The sequence below is a fragment of the Paenibacillus sp. FSL R5-0407 genome (assembly GCF_038009185.1).
In the GTDB taxonomy this organism is placed as follows: domain Bacteria; phylum Bacillota; class Bacilli; order Paenibacillales; family Paenibacillaceae; genus Fontibacillus; species Fontibacillus vini.
The window spans coordinates 2,042,618-2,062,706 of the sequence record NZ_JBBPAX010000001.1; the positions used below are offsets into that span (position 1 = coordinate 2,042,618).

Consider the following 20,089-nt stretch of genomic DNA (forward strand, 5'->3'; position numbering starts at 1 on the left):
TGTTTTTTAAATTTAAATTTTATCCTTTTATGCCTGTAGTTGCAATGCCTTCCACGAAATACTTTTGCAAGAACATGAAAATAAACGTTGCCGGAAGGACAGAAACCAGCGACATGGCGAGTAATTGTCCCCATTCCTGGGCGGATTGAGAGTCGTTTATCATTCTGAGAGCCAAGCCGACCGTATATTTTTCCACCGAGTTGATATAAAGGAGATGCCCCAAGAAATCATCCCAGTTCCAGAGGAAACAAAATATCATTACGGTTATAATAGCCGGCAGCGTCAGCGGAATAATAACCCGCCAGTAAATCCCGAACCAGGAGCATCCGTCGATTTTGGCGGATTCGTCCAGTTCTTTTGGAAGCCCGCGGATGAATTGAATCAGCAGAAAGACGAAGAAGGTGCCTCCCGCCCCACCCGCAAGCATATGGGGAATAATGAACGGCAAATACGTATTAACCCATCCCAGTTGGTGAAACAAAGTGTATTGCGGAATAATCAGCACCTGTCCGGGCATCATCAAGGTCAGCATCAGAATCGAGAACCAGAAGCCCTTGAGCGGAAAATCCAGTCTTGCAAAACCAAAGGCTACCAATGTACAAGATATCAGTGTCGTAGCGATGACCGCTATTTCCAGTCCGAAAGTATTGAGATAAAAGTCCGTAAAGGTGTGACCCGGAATAGAGTTCCAGCCTTTGACGTAGTTGCTCCATTGCGGAACGGACGGGAAGATGCCCGGCGAGCCTAGCTCCGTGCTATGTTTCAGCGAGGCTCCGACCCACCAGAGAACCGGATACACCATAATCAAGCTGAAAAGGATCATGAAAAGATGCCGGAGTGCCGGTTTCCATTTGCGTTGTGTCATTTCCGTTTCTCCCTTCCCGTGTCGGATTCATAGAATACCCAGTATTTTGACGTGTAAAAGATTAGAATCGTAGCCAGTACGATCATCACTAGCATAATCCAGGCCAGCGCGGATGCGTATCCCAGCTCATATCTACTGAAAGCCCTTTCATACAAATACAAGGCATACACATAAGTCGCGTTCATCGGTCCGCCGTTGGTGATGACGAAAGCCGAAGTAAACATTTGGAAAGCTCCGATTACGCCCATTATCAGGTTGAAGTAAAGAATTGGCGAAAGCATCGGCATGGTGATCTTGAAAAATTGAGTAACCTTGTTGGCGCCGTCAACCGCGGAGGCCTCGTACAAATCATTAGGAATCTGCTTCAGTCCCGCGAGGAAAATAACCATGGTCGAACCGAATTGCCAGACCGTTAGCAGAATTAGCGTGCCAAGGGCCGTGTCGGGGCTAGTGATCCAACCCTTTCCTTCAAAACCGAAAACTCCGATAATTTTATTGAAGATCCCGTCTACTCCGAAAATGTTCCGCCAGAGCAGAGAAACCCCGATACTGCCACCGATCAGGGAAGGAAAGTAAATCGCCGTACGGTAAACACCGATTCCTTTTATCGCCTTGTTAAGAACCATGGCTACTAACAGGGCGGCGATCAGCTTCAAAGGCACAGAGGCAAGCACATACGTGAAGGTAACCTTCACGGAATCCACGAACTTCGGATCCGAGGTAAAGATACGCTCGTAATTCCGTGTTCCGATCCACTCCATCGGTTTCATTAGCGTGTAATCGGTAAAAGAATAATATAACGAAAGGAACAAAGGATAAGCAGTCAGCGCAAGAAACCCGATCAGCCAAGGCGAAATAAACAGATAGCCCGCTAATGGAGCGTTCCATCGGCCTAGAAACGAAGGCTTCGTCTTCTTCGGCTTCTTCGTTTCCGGGGCAGCTGGGATTGTAGCGGCTGTGGTACGATTCATGACAGTCACCTCGTGTGTCAAAATGGTATAGATCAAGTATACCGCCGGCACAATTTCTGCTAAATGAGGGCAATGCTCGAATTCTTTCAAAATATAACGAAAAAAAGGGGCGATCACTTTTCCCCTTTTTTGCATGCGTTCATTAATAAATCGTTCTTCCCTGTTCATCGGGGATTCCGCTTCTTCGGAAAAAATACGTGTTGATTCGGTCACGCCACTCCTTGGCATGCTCAGCCTGCTCCTCAAGACGGTCCGCCACTTGCCGGTATGCTTGTTCGTCCAACTGCTCCCGCATCCGCTCCCAAACCGCCAGCAACTGGCCTGCCCGTTCCGCTCCTTCAAAGTGAGTATCATAAATATGCTGAATTACGGTTTTGCCGGAATGAAGCTTATGGGTATACGGAACATGATGGAAGAAAAGCAGCAGTTCATCCGGACAAGTCGCCAGCGATTCATACCTCTGCTTGTTGGCATTTGCATATTGCGCAGTATATCCGGTTCCGGTGGCCGTCGTCCGGTCTACCCCTATACCATGGTTGTCCGCATAGTGGTAGGTCCCCCATGGCGAGTATTCATATCCCTCTACGTTTGGTCCGTAATGATGGTCCGGATTGACCATAAAACCGACCCCCAGCGGAGTAGTATAAGATTCATAAATCTCCCACGAATTCATGAGGATATCATAAATGGTTTGGAATAGCGGTTCCCGGCTGCCAAAAGTTAGCCTAATCCATTCCTTCGCAATTTCCTCTGCGGACAGCTCCGGATTCCAGGCCAATCGGCCGTAACCGAACAGGTTGGCCTGTGCCAACAAGTGACCGGTCCAATTGGCGTCGCTTCCGATATTGGAAACAGCGGCAAAGCCGTTGCAGGGATTTCCGTGCACCGTACCATCCACAATGCGTTTAACGGGGGTACCTTCCTCTTGAAGGTATGTGTCGAAGTCCAGAACCTCTTTCCATTGGGGAACCAGATAACAGACATGTCTTTGCTGTCCGGTATATTCCTGGGCAATCTGGAACTCGATCATTTGATTGGTATGCGGCATGGCCCCGATCAGCGGAGAGACGGGTTCCCGAACCTGAAAATCAATCGGTCCGTTCTTGATCTGCAGAATAACATTATCCAAGAAACGCCCATCCAACGGCCGGAAATGATCATAGGCAGCTCTTGCCCGGTCGGTGGAGCGATCGCGCCAGTCCTGTTTGCAGTTATACACGAAGCACCGCCAGATCACGACACCGCCATACGGCTTCACGGCCTCGGCCAGCATATTGGCGCCGTCGGTATGATCCCGTCCGTAGGTAAACGGTCCCGGGCGATGCTCCGAGTCGGCCTTCACCAAAAATCCGCCGAAATCCGGAATAGCTTCATAAACTTTCGCTGCGGCTTCACGCCACCATTCACGGACGGACGGATTCAGCGGGTCCGCGGTTGCGAGGCCTCCCAATTCCATGGGACTGGCGTAATTAATGCTTAGGTAGAGCTTAATGGCATATTGACGAAAGATCGCTGCCAGTTTAGTCACATCCGGCAGGAAATCGGTCAGGAGGCGGCTCTCCACCCGATGAACATTGACATTGTTGATCGCAATAGCGTTGATTCCGCAAGAAGCCAGCAACCGGGCATAATCCTGAATTCGTTGATGCTCCTTGGCAACCCGGTTATCCTGATAAAAGATCGACGACCCGGCATACCCCCGTTCCACACTGCCATCCATATTATCCCATTGATTGATCATGCGCAGCGAATTGACCGGATTTTCGACCCGATTCAAAGACTTCACGTCGCCGCCCGTCGCCATAATCCGCAGCAAATGGAACACTCCATACAACAAGCCTGCGGAGTCCGCTGCGCCGATCGCTATTTGCTCCGCCCCGTCGTCGATTTGAATCGCATAGCCCTCGGTTTTGACGGAACGGGCAGCATCGGCATGGATAGCCTCGTCAATCGCTTGGCTTGCTCCAAAGATACCCAATAGGATGCCTGAAGACTCTCCCAAAGTTTCCGTAACGGCAACCGAATGGCCTGTAATGGCTTCCAGACCTTGTGACAGCTCATTCACGGCCGTCCGCATCACTTCATCTTGAATCACGGCAGCGATATGACAATAGGGCGCATACTGTTCGAATTTAGTCCCCTGGTCCGTTCGGCGGTACTGCAGCCAAGCCTCATAACCATCACCCGGACGGTACTCAAAATAACGGCTCATTCATAGTCCTCCTCATGATGAAAAATATAAGGCCCGGGGCAAAACTGTCCCGGGCCGCAATCATTAATTTATTTTTCGTAGGATTGCGAAGCTTCCTTTAACTGTTCAAAGGCTTGTTCCGGCGACACTTTGCCAAACATCAGCTGATCTCGGACAAGTACCCAGTCTTTATCGATAAAATTCGTCCATCCGCCCGCACCGGCCGACCATTTTTGTCCGTCCGGCTCCGTCGCGCGCAGAAGTCCCAGACCAACCTTATCCAAATCGCTCATGTTCGCTTCCAGAGCGGTGGCAATTTCCTTGTTAGCCGGCAGCCCGCGGAACGTTTGCAGTATATCTCCCGCTTCTTGACTATTCACGAACCAATCCACGAATTTCTTCGCTTCCACGGCATGTTTGGAGTTGTTCGTCACTCCCAAGAACATGGATGGCTTCAGCCATCCGCCCGCTTCCTCGGCACGCGGCATGGTTACGAGTGCATACGCCCCCGGCTTGATGCTATCCCAAGTCCCCAGGTTGTTGGAGAAGCTGTAACGCATCAACACTTTGCCTGCGGCCATCAAATCCATTTGCGGATCGTGTTCTTTGTCGGAGGCATTCACATCTGCAGGCGGAACCAATCCTTCCTTACGAAGCTCTTCGAATTTGGCTGCCCATTCCACGAAAGTCGCTTGATCCACGTTAAAATGGCCTTCATCCGTGATCACCTGTCCTTTGCCCTTGGCGTATTGATAAGCCGAGTACATGAAGTAATTACCGCCATAGTCCAGAGAGAAATATTGGCCTTTCGGCAGTTTGGATTTGGATTCTTTGGCCAAAGCGAAAAACTCATCCCAAGTCCAGCCATTTTGCGGATTTTTGATTCCGAGCTTATCCATAGCGGCCTTGTCATATACCATCCCAAATGCTACCGAACCCAGAGGCATGGCATACTGTTTGCCGTCAAGCTGGCCGGCGGACACCAACTTCTCGTCGAATTTGCTTACATCCACTTCGGGAGCCAGATCCAGCAATTGACCACGGGACATCCAGTCCGGGATCCAGCCCGGATCCAGCTGAACGATATCCGGCGCGTTTTTAGCGGCAGCCTGAGTGGAAAGTTTGTCCAAATATCCGTCCATCCCCGAATACTCCGGTTCGAAAGTAATGTTCGGATTGTTCTTGGTGTACAAATCCAACGCAGCCAAGGTAGCCTCGTGCCGCGGTTGGGAGCCCCACCACATAATGCGCAATTTTACAGGTTCATCACTTGGCGCCTGCTGTTCTGTAGACGTATTGTTAGCGGGTTTTCCAGCGGAATCGGCACTGTTCTTTGTCTCTCCGTTTCCTCCGCAGGCAGCCAGGATTCCAATCAAAGCTGTCGCCGCCAAAAGGGAAAGAGAACGCTTCCATTTAATCATTTTAACCCTCCTACTTGAACTCTAATTATCTTGCTCATTCGTTATCGTACCATCTTGGAAATAGAGTTTATATGTGGATGATGCACGATTTATTTTAAAATCTCACGAAAATGCAAGCGTGCAATCGAGCAAAGCCTAAACTAAATAAGCTGACTCCGGTTGAGTACCGAAGTCAGCTTGTTGCCTAGGGCTTTTTATTGATGTCCACTAAAAGAAGGCTTGACCAGCACCTGCCGGGCTTCTTTATTATGCGTTTTCTAGGCCTCGTTCAGCGCCCGCAGCAGCGTGTGCCGATTCATGCGCACAAGATGAGCTTCGTTCAGGCTGCGTGCGAACAGCTCGTCGTCGATGCCAAGCTCCTCCAGGCTGGACGGGCCGCCGGCCTGCCGGAGCAGTTCGCGAATCTCGGCGTCGGACGGCAAGTCCGCGAGCCAGGCGCGAACCTGCTCGCTGTGCTGCAGCAGCGCTTCCGGCTCGCCGGCCGGATACAAGCCGCGGTCGACGGCGGCATGATACAGGCGCGAGATCTCGGCGCAGGCCACGCCGACCTTCGCGCCGTGCAGCAGCGCCCGGTGACCCCGGCGCAAAAATTCCATCTCCCAGTAATGGGAGAGATGGTGTTCGGCGCCGGAGGCGGGATGCGACTGCCCGAACAGAAGCATGGCGATGCCCGACTCGATCAGCGCGGTCATCAGCACGGTGATCCCTTCCTCCGTGCGCTGCCCGATCTCCCGGGCATGCTTCACGCAGGAATTCAGCGCCCGCTCGGTGATCAGCGCCGCCTGTTCATTGTACGGCTCTCCCGCCGTCAGACGGGAGAACTTCCAGTCGAACAGGGAGGTATATTTGCCGAGCATATCTCCGAATCCGGCGGCAACGAGAGATTGCGGCGCCTTCATCAGGATATTCAGATCGGCGAAGATGGCGGTCGGCGGCACGGCTGGAACCGTCTTCTTGATTCCGCGGATGATGAGCGGAGCCCCGGCCGACGTAAACCCGTCCACCGAAGGCGCTGTCGGCACCGAGATGAACGGAATGCCGCTTCTATGCCCGGCAAACCGGACGATATCGTGGATCGTTCCGGAACCCGCTGCGATCAGCGCATCCGTCAATCCCGGTTCGATCGCCAGCAGCAGTTGTACGATTGCCGCCTCGTCCGCGACCACGTCGCCGGTCCCGGCCGGCTCAAGCAAACAGAGCGTTACTTCCAAGCCGGCCTCCCGGAGCATGAGCTCCAGATCCCGGCCGGCTGCTTCATACGTATTCCCGTCCGCGGCAAGTACCAGCCGTTTGCTTCCGTGCTTCACAAGAAACGGCGCCACCTGGTTCAGCGCTCCGGCCTCCAGGACAAGACTTTCAAAAAAGGGCAACTCACTAATCTTCGACATCGCTTGTTCCTCCCACTCCTATGTTTTGAGTTCCTCGGCGATGTAAAGCTTCTTCTCTATAGTTTGTCTTATTTCCTTTATTCCGCCGATTTTTTAATATTCTTCAGCCGTTTCATGACATCATTCTCGCCGCGGCCGAAATAATCGTGCAGCTTGCTGTACTCCTCATATAAGCGGTTATACACTTCCACATTCGCCGGAATCGGCTTGAACGTCTCTTCTTTGACCCGCGCCATTTGAGCCGCGGCGTCGATGATCGTATCATAGCCGCCCGCTTCCTGTCCGGCTGCAACGGCTGCAAACATGGCTGCGCCGAGCGCCGGCGTCTGCTTCGAATCGGCGACAAAGATTTCGCGGTTCGTCACGTCCGCATAAATTTGCATGAGCAGCCGGTTCTTCTGCGGCAGTCCGCCGCAAGCGTACAGCGCATCCACCACTACGCCGTTCGAATGGAACGCGTCTACGATTTTACGCGTGCCGAAGGCGGTCGCTTCCAGCAGGGCGCGGTAAACTTCCTGCGGCTTGGTCAACAGCGTCATGCCGAGGATCAGCCCTGTCAAATCCGTGTCCACCAGAACGGACCGGTTCCCGTTCCACCAATCCAAGGCAAGCAGTCCGGTTTGGCCCGGTTTGTACTTCGCCGCTTCTCTCTCCAGCCACTGATGTACGCCGATGCCTTCCGCAGATGCCGCTTCCTTGACGTAAGCCGGCAGCGATTCTTCCACATACCACTCAAAAATATCGCCAACGGCGGATTGCCCGGCTTCATATCCATAAAGCCCCGGAATAATGCCGTCTTCCACGACACCGCACATGCCTTCCACCTGTTTCTCTTCCGTGCCCAGCAGCATGTGGCAAATCGAGGTTCCCATCGCCATGACCAATTTGCCCGGTGTTACGACGCCCACGGCAGGAACAGCCGCATGCGCGTCCACATTGCCTACCGCCACGGCGATGCCTGGTGTCAGGCCCATCATCTCGGCCATTTCCGGCGTAAGGCCGCCGGCGTTCGTCCCGAGCGAAATAACCTCTCCGCGCAGCTTGGTCTCCGTCAGGTTTTCCAGACGCGGGTCGAGCGCTTTAAAATAATCCTTGCTCGGGTATCCGTCCTGCTTATGCCAAATTGCCTTGTAGCCTGCGGTACAGCTGTTGCGCACAATTTTACCCGTCATTTGCGAAATGACCCAATCCGTCGCTTCCAGGAACATATCCGCACGCTCGTAAATTTCCGGCGCTTCATCGAGGATTTGCCACACCTTGGCGATCATCCATTCGGAGGAAATCTTTCCGCCATAGCGCGGCAAGAACGCCTCTCCCCGTTCCTCGGCGATCCGGTTGATCTTGTCGGCTTCCGGCTGGGCAGCGTGATGCTTCCACAGCTTCACCCAGCTATGCGGCAGATCCTTATATTGGCTGTCAAAGCATAGCGGCTCGCCCTGCTCATCCACCGGAAGCATCGTACAGGCCGTAAAGTCGATGCCAATCCCGATCACTTCGGCCGGATCAATCCCCGATTCCCGGATTACCGAAGGCACCGATTTTCTCAATACCTCCAAATAATCGTCCGGATGCTGAAGCGCCCAGTCATATTCCAGCTTGATGCCCGAAACCGGGAGCTCCTCGTCGATGACATGATGCGGATATGGAGTAACGTGGTCGGCAACCTCGTGACCGTTCGACAAGTCCACCAGTACGGCGCGGCCCGATTGGGTTCCGTAATCGACCCCGATCGTATATTTTTTGCTCATAACTAACCCTCCAGATTATGAAATGAATGATGAAGAGATCGAATCGTATTATTTTTACTTTTGTCCGTAATAAGCGTTTGCCCCATGCTTACGCAAAAAGTGTTTATCCAGCAAAGTCTGGTCCATCGGCGGCGTATGGGGATTGATTTGCAGCATGCGGGCGGCGATTTTCGCTACCTCTTCAAGAACTACGGCATTGTGCACCGCATTATGTGCATCTTTGCCCCACACAAACGGCGCATGAGCGTGCACCAGCACGCCGGGCACCATGTTCGGATCCACGCCCAGGTCAGCGAACCGCTCCACAATCACATTTCCCGTTTCCAGTTCGTAAGCGCCTTCGATTTCTTCCTTGGTCATCGGACGCGTCACGGGGATTTCCCCGTAAAAATAATCCGCATGCGTCGTCCCGTAAGCCGGCAGTGAACGTCCAGCCTGAGCCCAACTCGTACCCCAAGGAGAATGCGTGTGTACTACGCCCCCAATATCCGGGAACGAACGGTACAACACCATATGAGTCGGAGTGTCGGAAGAAGGGCGAAGATTTCCTTCGACAACGTTACCTTCGAGATCCATAACGACCATATGCTCGGCCTTCAGCTCTTCATAAGGCACCCCGCTAGGCTTAATGACGAACAACCCGCTTTCCCGGTCGATCCCGCTCACATTTCCCCACGTAAAAGTGACCAGCCCGTGTTTGGGTAATTCCAGGTTGGCTTCCAGCACCTGCTGCTTTAATGCTTCCAGCATGTTGCGGCACTTCCTTTCTATTTTCTTTTAATCCACTGGTTCAATTCAATTGTACGTACAAGTTACCCTACTGAGGAGCAGGGACTCCCTCTACCATTACCAAGCGAGCCCTGCCGTTTCTCTCAGCTACGTCTGACTACAGAATCCCGTTCAATCAACTCAGGCTCGTAAACCGTATCTTCAAAAAGAGCCCCCTGTTCGATCATGCCGATGAGCTGCCTTGCCGCTGCAATCCCCATCTCGGTCTTGGGATGGGTGAGTGTCGTAAGCTTCGTCCCCGAGGCCGCCGCCAGGCTGGAATCGTCAAAGCCGATCAGCGACAAGTCCTCCGGAACGCGCAGCCCGCACTCGGCGGCCGCTTCCATCAGCAGCAAAGCCAATTCGTCGTTATAGCAGACAAACGCCGTCGGGCGCTCCCCCTCAGGCGAATTCATCGCTTTCAGCAGCTTAACAGCTTCCCGATAAGGGAGATCTTGTTTCTGTTCCGTCGTGTAAGTAACGACCCGGTTTGAGGCAACCGATATTCCCCGCTCCTTATGAGCAGCCAAAAAACCTTTCAACCGTCCCACACCCTGCAAATCGTCGGTTTTGAAAAATCCGGCGATATAGCGGTGCCCGGCATCCAGCAAATAACGCGCCGCCTGATACCCTCCGCTCTCGTCATTTACCTTCAGGCAGGGGCACTCCAATTCCCGGTATTTCTCGTTGATCATCAGGTAAGGAATCCCCTTTTCTTGAAGATCGAGAAAGTAACGCAGATTCGGATTGCCTTCGGCACTCCGCGTCGGCTCGATGATCAGCCCGCTAAGCGGCTGACTGGTCATCAGCTGCAGGGCTTCCATCTCCTTCTCCTTCGTGTTGTCCGTACTGCTGAGAAGGAGCCGGTATCCTCTGCTGCGCAGTTCCGCCTCCGCTCCGCGAACGATGTGCGGAAAAATATAATCGGAAATATACGTCGTAATGATTCCGATCGTCTTGACCTGCTCGCCTTCACGCCGCTGCGGGTTCCGGGCGAATGTTCCCTTGCCCTGAATCCGCTCCAGCCAGCCGTCCTTCTCCAATTCACCGAAGGTCTGCCGGACGGTTTGCCGGCTAAGGCCGAACTGCTCCGAGATTTCATTCTCGGAAGGAAATTGCGCCCCGGGCTGCAGCTTGCCCGATTGCAGCCACGAGAGCAATTCCTGTTTCAATTGCATGTATTTTGGAATTTTCCGATTGTTCATCTATTATCCATCCTTCATTTACTCCAGCCGCCGTACATTTTTATTAGTGCAGCTTATGTGTTGGGGCGCACCTTGCACTCTAACCGCTATTGTATCACAGGCCGGGCAAATCCGGAGGGAGTGAATGCTACCGCAAACGGTAAGCCGCATCGCTCCAGCGGAGCTCGTTCTTGAACTGGCGCACCGAAGTGTCCTTATCAATGATCACGGCCTCGATTCCCGCCATTTCAGCCCAGTCGGTCAGTTGCTCCGACGTAATGGTGTAAGACAGGACCGTATGATGCGCGCCGCCGGCCAAAATCCAGGCTTCCGCGGATTCGCGCAGGGAAGGCTGCGGCTTCCATAGAACGCGGGCTACCGGAAGTTTAGGCATCGGCTTCTCGACTTTGACGCCGTCAACCGCATTGACAAGCAGGCGGAAACGATGTCCAAGATCAACCAGCGAAGCGTTGACCGCCGGGCCGTCTTGTCCGTCGAATACGATGCGGGCTGGGTCCTCTTTGCCGCCGATACCGAGCGGATGCACTTCGATCGAAGGCTTCGTAGCCGCGATCGTCGGACATACCTCCAGCATGTGCGCGCCGAGGATCATATGATTGCCCGGTTCGAAATGGTATGTGTAATCTTCCATGAACGAGGTGCTCTTGTTGTCGGCGAGCACTTTCAGCACACGGGTCAAAGCGGCCGTTTTCCAGTCTCCTTCGCCGCCGAAGCCGTACCCGGCTTCCATCAGACGCTGTACCGCAAGTCCCGGTAGCTGCTTCATTCCGTGCAGGTCTTCAAAAGTCGTCGTAAAAGCACCGAAGTTGCCCGCCTCAAGGAACCGCTTCAAGGCGATTTCCGTCCGCGCCTGATAGGCGATCGAATCGCGTACCGCCCCTTCGCTTAGCCCTTCCTTGGTAATCGTGTACTGCTCCGCATATTCGTTCAACAACGCCTTCACTTCCGCGTCGCTTACTTCATTCATGACCTGAACCAGATCACCGATCCCGTAGCCGTTGACGGACCAGCCAAACTGAATTTGCGCGGATACTTTGTCGCCGTCCGTAACGGCCACTTCGCGCATATTGTCGCCGAAGCGCGCTACCTTCAAGCTGCGGCTTTCGGCATAAGATGCCGCCGTACGCATCCAGCCGGCAATGTCGCTGCGCACTTCGCCGTCTTCCCAATGGCCGACAACAACTTTACGGGCGATTCCAAGACGTGCGCCGATATGGCCATACTCCCGATCTCCGTGCGCGGACTGGTTCAAGTTCATGAAGTCCATGTCGATCGATTCCCATGGAATGTCCCGGTTAAATTGCGTGTGCAGATGCAAAAGCGGCTTTTGCAGCTGGGACAGGCCTGCGATCCACATTTTTGCCGGAGAAAAGGTGTGCATCCACGTAATCACACCCGCGCAAGATGCGTCGCCGTTCGCTTGCAGCAACAGGTTGTATATTTCGTCCGGCGTCGTTACGATCGGCTTAAATACGACCGGATAGGAGAATACCGGGTCTTTATCAAATTGCTCCGCGATAATGCGGGAATGCTCAGCCACCTGCTCCAAAGTTTCAGGTCCGTACAAGTGCTGGCTTCCGGTTACAAACCAAAATGAATGCGGTTTCAAGTTCATGATTCTAACGCCTCCTAAAAGTTTAAGTTGCCAAGTAACTTGTACATACAATATCTTATACAAATCGACATATCGTGTTGTTGTACGTACAAGTGATTCTAGATTCATTCTATTCCGGTTCCGGCCAAATATCAAGCGTAAAAATAAAGGCAAAAGACCGAACTCCCTTAGGTCGGGGAATTCGGTCTTGAGTTTTCAGCCTTATTTCAGCAAATTCGGGACTGCGCTCGGCAATAAGGTCCATTTGGGCCTTATTCCGGTAAATGTGCTCTTATGCTCGTCAATAAGGGCCTTTTGGGCCTAATTTATCTCAAACCTGCGTAAAATGGGCATTCTAGTACCCCCAGCGCGGAAATAGGGCCCTAAAAGTCCTTTATTTCCAGTTCGCGGTTGAAAACCACGCAAATAGCGCCCTAAAAGACCCTTATTTCTATATTCAGTCGAAATTGAGAGCGCGCAACTAAACCGATCTATTGCGGGACTGTCCCGCCCATCGCGCCCCATTCCGTACAAGTTCGGCGTACCCGGAATGCATGAAGGAGTCCAGATGATGCCCCGGCATCAAGTAGGCGATCCGGCCCAGGCCAAAATGGCGAACCCAAGCCGCAGGCCAATCCCGGTCTTCGTGCCGGTAGGTCAGCAGCACTTCATGGTCGCTAAAGTCGTCGATGTCGAAGCGGTAAGGCTCCTCTTCCAGGGTAAACGGCGAAACGTCCCTCATCATTGCATGAGTGGTATTTTCGACGCGAAAATCCAGCTCCTGATAAGCGGGGTGTCCGGTAAACCGCGCTCCGAGGAGCTGTGCGGCTTCAGGCCGGGCTTGAAGAGATATGCCGTTATGCAATGCCAACAGCCCGCCTCCTCCGGCGACGTACGAAATCAATCCCGCCGTTTGACTGGAGGTTATGGGATGATCCCAACGATCCGCATAGGAAATGCAGAGCTGATAGGCAGAAATGTTTTCGTATTGAAGAGAATCGTAATCATCCGTAGCAGTCACCTGCCACTCCGCCTCCAAAATTTCGCGCAGCCGCTCCTCCACTGCCCCCAGAGGATGGTATGGCGCCTCGATGTAATCACCGATCAGCAATGCTTTTGGTTTTAGGTTTGTATTCATATCTCATTGTCCTCCTTCAGTGGAATAGTAACTTACCAAGGCAAAGGATTGCCGTAAACATCTATATATTCAGGAACGTCGCCAGAAACGTTGCCGGAAAAATCGTCTGGCGAACTACTAAAAACGTTGTCCGCGCTCGATCCCAACCCTCTTCCGTTGCTTTGTCCGATCCGGTCCATTATCAAGCTGATAATTTTGCCGGCCGACTCCGCCGGAGTCAAGTCTGCGGACGCATCCACTTCACCGCGCATGAAGGTCTGAACCCAGCCGGGATGAATGAGCAGTACGCGGCCGCCCGCTTCCTTCAATCCGTTGTACACCAGGCTGGAGCCCATATTAAGCGCGGACTTCGACATGCAATAGCCGAACCAGCTGCTGCGATTATTCTGTCCGATGCTGCCTGCCTCCGAAGAAATATTGGCGATCATTTTCGAGGAGCTGTTCAACAACAGCGGCACAAAAGCCTGCGTCATCCGCAATGCGCCAAGCGCATTCACATTGAATACTTTCAGCATCTCGTCGTAATTCAACTCGTCCATAACTGTTGCTTCGATATCCCCCAAAATCCCCGCATTGTTGATCAGGATATCAAGGCGGTCGGTATGCACTCGGACGGTCTTCGCCGCTTCCTGCACACTTTCATCGCTGCCGATATCAAGCGGAATCAGGGTCAAGCTGCCTTGATAACGAAGCTGCAGCTCTTCCAACGCAGTTTCCTCCGTTTGATATCTGCCTGCAAATACCCGGCTACCTTGTTTCAGCAGCGTCTCGACCAACGCCAGCCCGACACCATGATCCGCTCCCGTAATCAGAGCCGTCAATCCCATGCTGCTCACACTCCTTTGCTCGCCCACTCCAACGAGGACCATGTTTCATACAACTCCCATTGTCTCTGTTCCCTGGACTTTATGCAACCGCTTTATTTTTAAAGATTTAAATTAAACACAGCTATAGAAAAGCCCCACCCCGAAGGGTGAGGCAACAGGCATGAACAGGCTGCTACGAGCAAGATGAAGCAAAGCCGACACTACACACTACACTTCCGATCGGACGGCCGTAATTGTCAACTCATTACCGATGGTATCCTTGGAGTTGCCTCCGACCAGCACGGAGACACGGCATGGTTCCACCGCGAATCTCATCTCCCTGTTCCATATCGCAAGCTCCTCCCGGCCCAGGGTAAAACTGACAACCCGTTCTTCGCCGGGGAACAGCTCCAGCTTTTGAAAAGCTTTCAGCTCCGCCAAACGCCGGGTGATCCCCGATTCGCGCGCACGAAGATACAATTGAACGGTTTCGGCTCCGGCGCGGGTCCCGGTGTTCTTGAGCCGCACCGTTACCGTTATTCTTCGGCCCGCCTCCAGCTCGACTGCGGTAATTTCATGCCGGGACAAGCCTATCTCCATGTATTCGAACGTCGTGTAGCTGAGCCCGTAACCGAAAGGGTACAGCGCTGCGGAAGGCATGTCGACATAAACACGCTCACGTCCGGGATCTTTTTGATTGTAGTAAACGGGGAGCTGTCCCGAGGACCGGGGGAGCGATACCGGCAGCTTGCCGCTCGGGTTCGCCTTGCCGAACAGCAGGTCACCGATCGCGCGACCGCCTTCAGGTCCCGGATACCAGGCGCACAGCACCGCGCCGCAATGCTCGTCGACACCAGTCAGTGCATGCGGCCGGCCCTGTATGATGACCGCCACCACCGGCGTCCCGGTGGCCGCCACTTCCTCGACCAGCCGCCGCTGCAGGCCGCCGAGCGAAAGGTCGGCGAGGTCCACGCCCTCCCCGCAATCCATTTCCGACGGGTTGCCGTTCGACACGATGGCTTCGCCATTGCTGTCAAACTCCCCGTCGAACCGGCGGGCGCTGCTGCCTCCCAGCACCAGCACGCACACGTCCGCATTCTTCGCGGCCTCCACCGCTTCCGCCAGGCCGTCCGCCGACAGGTCGCGAACGCCGCATCCGCGTGCGTACACGATCTCTGCGCCCGCAGGCGCTGTCGACCGGATGCCCTGCAGCACCGTAGTCCCGCTGCCCTCGCGTTGGACGCTCGTATAATCGCCGAGCTGGTTATACAGCCGGTCGGCGTTGGGACCAATCACCGCGATGCGCTTCCGTTCTCCCCCCAGCGGCAGCAAGCCGCCATCATTCTTGAGCAGCATGACCGATTCGCGGGCCAACTGCAGATTCACTTCACGGAACTCCGGTCTGCCGACCATAGCGATCGGAGTCATTTCATTGACATACGGGCGGTCGAACAGCCCAAGCCTGAATTTCAGGCGCAGTATCCGCCGCACCGCCCGGTCGACTTCCTCTTCGGGCACGAGCCCTTGCTGGACCGCTGCTTCCAGCGTCGTAAATGCCGTGTCCCACAGGCTCAGATCGACGCCCGATTCCAGTGCGAGGGCCGCCGCGGATTCATGGCTGCCCGTCAGTGCCAGCAGCCGGTCTATCGCGCAGCCGTCGGCCATGACGATGCCGTCAAAGCCCCATTCGTCGCGCAATATGCCCGTAAGCAGCGGCTTGTTCGCATGGCATGGCACACCGTCGATCTCGTTATACGCCGCCATGAATCCGGCGGCCCCAGCCTCCTTCCCGGCCTTGGCCGCGGGAAGGTGGATCTCGCGCAGCTCCCGCTCGCCGATTGGTGCGGGACCGGCATTACGCCCGCCCTGAGCGGTGCCCTGGGCGCAAAGATGCTTAAGAACCACCGCGACTTTCCCCATGCCCGAGAGGTCCTGGGGGTTGTCGCCCTGCATCCCCCGCACGGCGGCTTCCGTAAAACGCGCCGCCAGATACGGATCCTCGCTGAAGCATTCCTCGGACCGGCCCCAGCGCGGATCGTGGAGAATGTCCAGCGCGGACACCAGTCCCACATGCGCTCCGCGGCTGCGGATCTCGGAAGCCACATAGCCATAAGCCTCTTCCATCAACGCCGGATTCCAGGTTGCCCCGGCGCCCAGATTCACCGGAAGCATCGTGCCATCCAGCGCCTGATGTCCATGGGGACATTCCTCCGATAACAAGACGGGGATTCCGAGCCGGGTATGCTCGATGATATACTTTTGCACCATATTGGCCGCCTTTGCACTATCAGCGGCCGTAATCCCGTTGCTATAATTAACGCCGGACCAGGGGTCGCTGCGTAACAAGCCATAGAGTGCACCCATTCCGCCTCCCCGGGCGACTTCCTCTTTGAATTCATCGGTCAGGACAAAACCGTCCTCCCGTTTGACATAAGCGTTCCATCCATACATTCGCTGATTAAGCTGTCCTACTTTTTCCGCAAGCGTCATTCTTTCCAACAGGTCGCTGATTCGCTCTTCCATGGGCACATGTGCCTTTTTATATTTTTCCATCCCGCATTTCCCCCGCTTCATACTAATGATACGGGCTTATTAATTTCTCTGGCTGCCCGTGTCCCTCGTTGCGCTTAGCCCGCGGTATTCCTTTGGCGTCATTCCGGTATACGATTTGAACACGGAAACGAAATACTTGTACTCCTTGTACCCCACTTTATCCGCTACTTCAAAAACTTTGTCATGCGTGGTGGCCAGCAGGGCTTTCGCCTGCTCCATCCGCATTTCGTTCATATATTCCGTAAAACCTTTGCCCGTGCTCTGCTTGAAAATATAACTGAAATAACTCGGCGTGATTTTCAGCCAACCTGCCACCTCAGAAGCTTTCAGATCCGTACGGTAATGCTCGTCCATATATTTTTTGGCCTTCTCAATGATCCAGTACGATTTATCGATACCATGGCGGTCAATTTGCCGCAGCAACTCCTGCATCTCTTCCCTGACCAATGCCTCCAGCGAAGCATACGAATTGTAAAGGTTCAAATCCGGGTTGGCTTTGTGACCGTAGTCCAGCTCGGTCATGCCGCTTTTTCGCAGTCGCTGCCGGAGCAGGGCCGACAATTCCTCAACCGCAAGCAAAATATCCCCCGGCAAAAAGACTTCTTTCCGGAAAAAACCGAACATTCTCTCCACCCGGGAGGTAACTTCTTCATGATCTTGCTTGAACATGGCCGCCAGCAAGCTCTTCGCCATTTCGGCAGCATCGAAGGCCGGCAGATTCCGCCCCTGCTCGACAGACTCCCGGTATTCCGGCAACAGCAGGACCTTGTCCTCCACTACATGATATGGAAGCAGCCCGTTTGCCTCGGCGCAGTGTTTTGCCGTCTCTTCGAGATCGTCATAAGGCTCGGAAGCCGCGCAATACAGACCGCCCTCCCCAAGTTCAGGCAGCGCTTGTTCCAGTAGCCCGTCCCAAGTTGTTCGATCCAATCGGATATCGGACATGATTAGGGTGACGAGGAGGTTTTCATGATCAAACACAGAAACCGCGCGCAGGAACGGGTGACTGAGTTCCGTATGCAGCGTTTGAATCCACTTATCCTGGATTTCCCGGTAGCGCTCCGGCGGCCGCTCTCCAAACCGCTCGACAAACCGATCCAACTGGGTAATCAGCACGCGAAATTGAACACCACGCAGGGATGGAGGAGCTTCTTTGCCATAAGCAATGCCATGACGGGCCATATTCGACAACCACAGCTTCGCTTCCTGAACGCCCCCGTCCTTCGTTTCGGCTTGGAGGTCTTTGACGATCTTTTCTACAACCCGGGTCAATTCCTCGATTTCGACCGGCTTGAGTAAATAATCGCTAACTCCCAAACGGATGGCTTGACGCGCATATTCGAAATCTTCATAACCGCTGATCATGACGACGCGAACTTCAGGAAATTGTTCCTTCAGACGCTCCGCCAACTTTAACCCGTCCATGCCTTCCATCCGGATATCGGAAAGCACCACGTCAACCTCATGTTCTTCGACCAATCGCAGGGCTTCCGCGCCGTCATAAGCTTCGCCAACGACTTGAATGCCGAGTTCATCCCAATCAATCGTATGCCGAAGCCCTGCACAGATGATGGGCTCGTCATCCACGATCAGCATCTTGATCCAATTATGTTTACGCTCCAATTTACTGTTCATGCTGTTCACCACCATGATCCTGACTTTCTCCCAAAGGAATTCTCAGACGTATCCAGGTTCCTTGCGGAGAGGTACTTACGATTTCAAGGCCATAGCCCTGTCCGAAAAAGATCGAGAGCCGCTCATGGATGTTGGACATGGCTCCACCCACGTTGTCGTCCTTATTCCGGCCTTGAAGCAAGGCTTGAATTTCCTTTTTCCGGAGCGGAGACATCCCTTTCCCGTTGTCGATCACATCGATCCAAATTTCATCGAAGGCGGCATAAGCGTTGACTAAAATTTCATTGACCGGTTTCGAACGGTCAAACCCGTGCTTGATAAAATTCTCCACCAACGGCTGAATCGTAGCTTTGAGGATCAATGTATTTTCCAGACCGGATTCCATATTCAACCTATAGCTAAGCTTGTCCCCTAATCGGCGCTGTTGCAGATACAAATAGGATTGCACAAAATCCATTTCCCGGCGCAGCGTCGTCTCGTAACTGCCGTTATTCACACTGGAACGGAAAAATTTCGAAAGCATCTCGATCAGCTGACTCGATTTGTCCGCCTTTTCCAAACGGGCCGTCCAGCGGATCATGTCCAGCGTATTATAGAGAAAATGCGGATCCATCTGGTTCTGCATCAGCTTCAACTCGGATTCGCGTTCCCTTAGCTCTAATTTGTATTTGTGTTCGATAAGCTGCTCAATCGTAGCGACCATTTCATTGAACTTATGGTTCAGCTCCGCGATCTCATCCCTGGATTCGATAGGTACGCGTGCGCTAAAGTCTCCGTGGGTAACGCGGTGCGCCTCTTTTTTCAGCCGTAAAATCGGAGTAATGATCGTATAATGAAACCCGATCAGCGCCGTCAGGCCGAGCAGCAATATTGCGGTCAGAATAAACAGCATCAACCATTTGATACCCCGAAACTCATCGGCGACCGTCGCCTCGGGAATCATGGCTACAACATTCCAGCCTGTATTATTGATCGGCTTGTACAGCGTCAAGTACCGGCTATCTTTTACCGAATAATTAAAAAAACCTTCTCTTCCGGTTGCCAGCTTGCCGAGCAGCATTTCGTCCGGTTTGAAATTCTCGCTCAGCTTGTCTTTGGAGCCCAATACGATCTGCCCTTGCGTTCCGATGATAAATACGCTGCCCGCTCCGTCCTCAAATATGCCTTTTTCCAGCAGGTGGAGGATGCTGGCTTCATCCATCCTGATCGTCAACCTTCCTAGCGGTCTGGTAATTTCGTTGTACGAATTCAGAATCCGGAACATCGAAATCAGCTGCACTTCGCCGTACCAATCGCTATTCAAGTTGTAGCCCTCCGTCCAAATAATCGAGCCTTTACCGGCTTCAGCCTGCCGCTCCCATTTGGATTCGTCCCCGCTGAACGGTTCACCCATCTCGATGGAACTGCCGTTATAACCGGATATTTCGATGGATCGGATATAGCTGCGCGACATCAGTTGGAAGGTGAGAAACTCCTCGATATTTTTTTGAAGGTTGGCTCTCTGGTCGGTGTTCAAGGGCGGAGACGTTCTAAGGAAATTCCTCATATCCGGACTTAGAATCAGATAGTTGGCGATATCCTCCACCATCTTCGCCTGTTCTCCGAGCTGACTGGTCACGTTATCCAGATTGCGCTTGGTAGAATTAATAAATTGATCTCTTAACACCTGATTGAATTTGTATTGAACGACGACACCGACACCAAAGGTCGGCAAAATGACAAAGAGCAGGAAGATGACGAGCGCTTTACGCTTCAGTCCGAAGTTTCCGAGGTATTTTCTGTAGCGTATCTTCATGTCGTATCTTC

Annotated in this window: 14 protein-coding genes; all 14 read right to left on the bottom strand. The window is 53.4% G+C overall.

Translation table 11 applies throughout. The annotated features are described in order from the left end of the window. Positions 1-19 precede the first annotated feature (19 nt). Complete coding sequence (locus NYE70_RS09795; protein WP_211019981.1) at positions 20-865, bottom strand: carbohydrate ABC transporter permease; 846 nt, start codon at positions 863-865, stop codon at positions 20-22. Continuing rightward, positions 862-1,836, bottom strand: a complete 975-nt coding sequence (locus NYE70_RS09800) for a carbohydrate ABC transporter permease (protein ID WP_341047565.1) — start codon at positions 1,834-1,836, stop codon at positions 862-864. The genes NYE70_RS09795 and NYE70_RS09800 overlap by 4 nt, the downstream gene beginning before the upstream one ends. Before the next feature lie 142 nt (positions 1,837-1,978). Continuing rightward, positions 1,979-4,048, bottom strand: a complete 2,070-nt coding sequence (locus NYE70_RS09805; protein ID WP_341045824.1) for an alpha-glucuronidase family glycosyl hydrolase — start codon at positions 4,046-4,048, stop codon at positions 1,979-1,981. 68 nt (positions 4,049-4,116) lie between these two features. Beyond that, positions 4,117-5,448 (bottom strand): ABC transporter substrate-binding protein, encoded by a 1,332-nt coding sequence (locus tag NYE70_RS09810; RefSeq protein WP_341045825.1) that lies wholly within the window; start codon positions 5,446-5,448, stop codon positions 4,117-4,119. A gap of 257 nt (positions 5,449-5,705) precedes the next feature. Continuing rightward, complete coding sequence (locus NYE70_RS09815) at positions 5,706-6,836, bottom strand: sn-glycerol-1-phosphate dehydrogenase (RefSeq protein ID WP_341045826.1); 1,131 nt, start codon at positions 6,834-6,836, stop codon at positions 5,706-5,708. A 77-nt stretch (positions 6,837-6,913) separates the two neighbouring features. Continuing rightward, positions 6,914-8,584 (bottom strand): ribulokinase, encoded by a 1,671-nt coding sequence (locus tag NYE70_RS09820; protein WP_341045827.1) that lies wholly within the window; start codon positions 8,582-8,584, stop codon positions 6,914-6,916. 54 nt (positions 8,585-8,638) lie between these two features. Further along, positions 8,639-9,334 carry an L-ribulose-5-phosphate 4-epimerase gene (gene araD / locus NYE70_RS09825; protein WP_280520392.1) on the bottom strand — a complete coding sequence of 232 codons (696 nt, stop codon included), beginning with the start codon at positions 9,332-9,334 and terminating at the stop codon, positions 8,639-8,641. 122 nt (positions 9,335-9,456) lie between these two features. Then, on the bottom strand, positions 9,457-10,557 hold the full coding sequence (locus tag NYE70_RS09830; RefSeq protein WP_341045828.1) for a GntR family transcriptional regulator: 1,101 nt from the start codon (positions 10,555-10,557) through the stop codon (positions 9,457-9,459). Positions 10,558-10,684: 127 nt separating this feature from the next. Beyond that, positions 10,685-12,172, bottom strand: coding sequence for an L-arabinose isomerase (gene araA, locus NYE70_RS09835; protein WP_211019987.1), 1,488 nt, complete (start codon positions 12,170-12,172; stop codon positions 10,685-10,687). 460 nt (positions 12,173-12,632) lie between these two features. Then, the gene (locus NYE70_RS09840; protein WP_341045829.1) at positions 12,633-13,289 is read right to left on the bottom strand and encodes a ThuA domain-containing protein; all 657 of its coding nucleotides are present in this window, start codon (positions 13,287-13,289) and stop codon (positions 12,633-12,635) included. A gap of 32 nt (positions 13,290-13,321) precedes the next feature. Further along, entirely contained in the window at positions 13,322-14,116 is a 795-nt protein-coding gene (locus NYE70_RS09845) for an SDR family oxidoreductase (protein WP_341045830.1), read from the bottom strand. Positions 14,117-14,323: 207 nt separating this feature from the next. After that, on the bottom strand, positions 14,324-16,648 hold the full coding sequence (locus tag NYE70_RS09850) for a glycoside hydrolase family 3 N-terminal domain-containing protein (RefSeq protein WP_341045831.1): 2,325 nt from the start codon (positions 16,646-16,648) through the stop codon (positions 14,324-14,326). A 39-nt stretch (positions 16,649-16,687) separates the two neighbouring features. Continuing rightward, on the bottom strand, positions 16,688-18,283 hold the full coding sequence (locus tag NYE70_RS09855) for a response regulator (RefSeq protein WP_341045832.1): 1,596 nt from the start codon (positions 18,281-18,283) through the stop codon (positions 16,688-16,690). Next, on the bottom strand, positions 18,273-20,078 hold the full coding sequence (locus NYE70_RS09860; protein ID WP_341045833.1) for a sensor histidine kinase: 1,806 nt from the start codon (positions 20,076-20,078) through the stop codon (positions 18,273-18,275). The genes NYE70_RS09855 and NYE70_RS09860 overlap by 11 nt, the downstream gene beginning before the upstream one ends. Between the last annotated feature and the right edge of the window lie 11 nt (positions 20,079-20,089).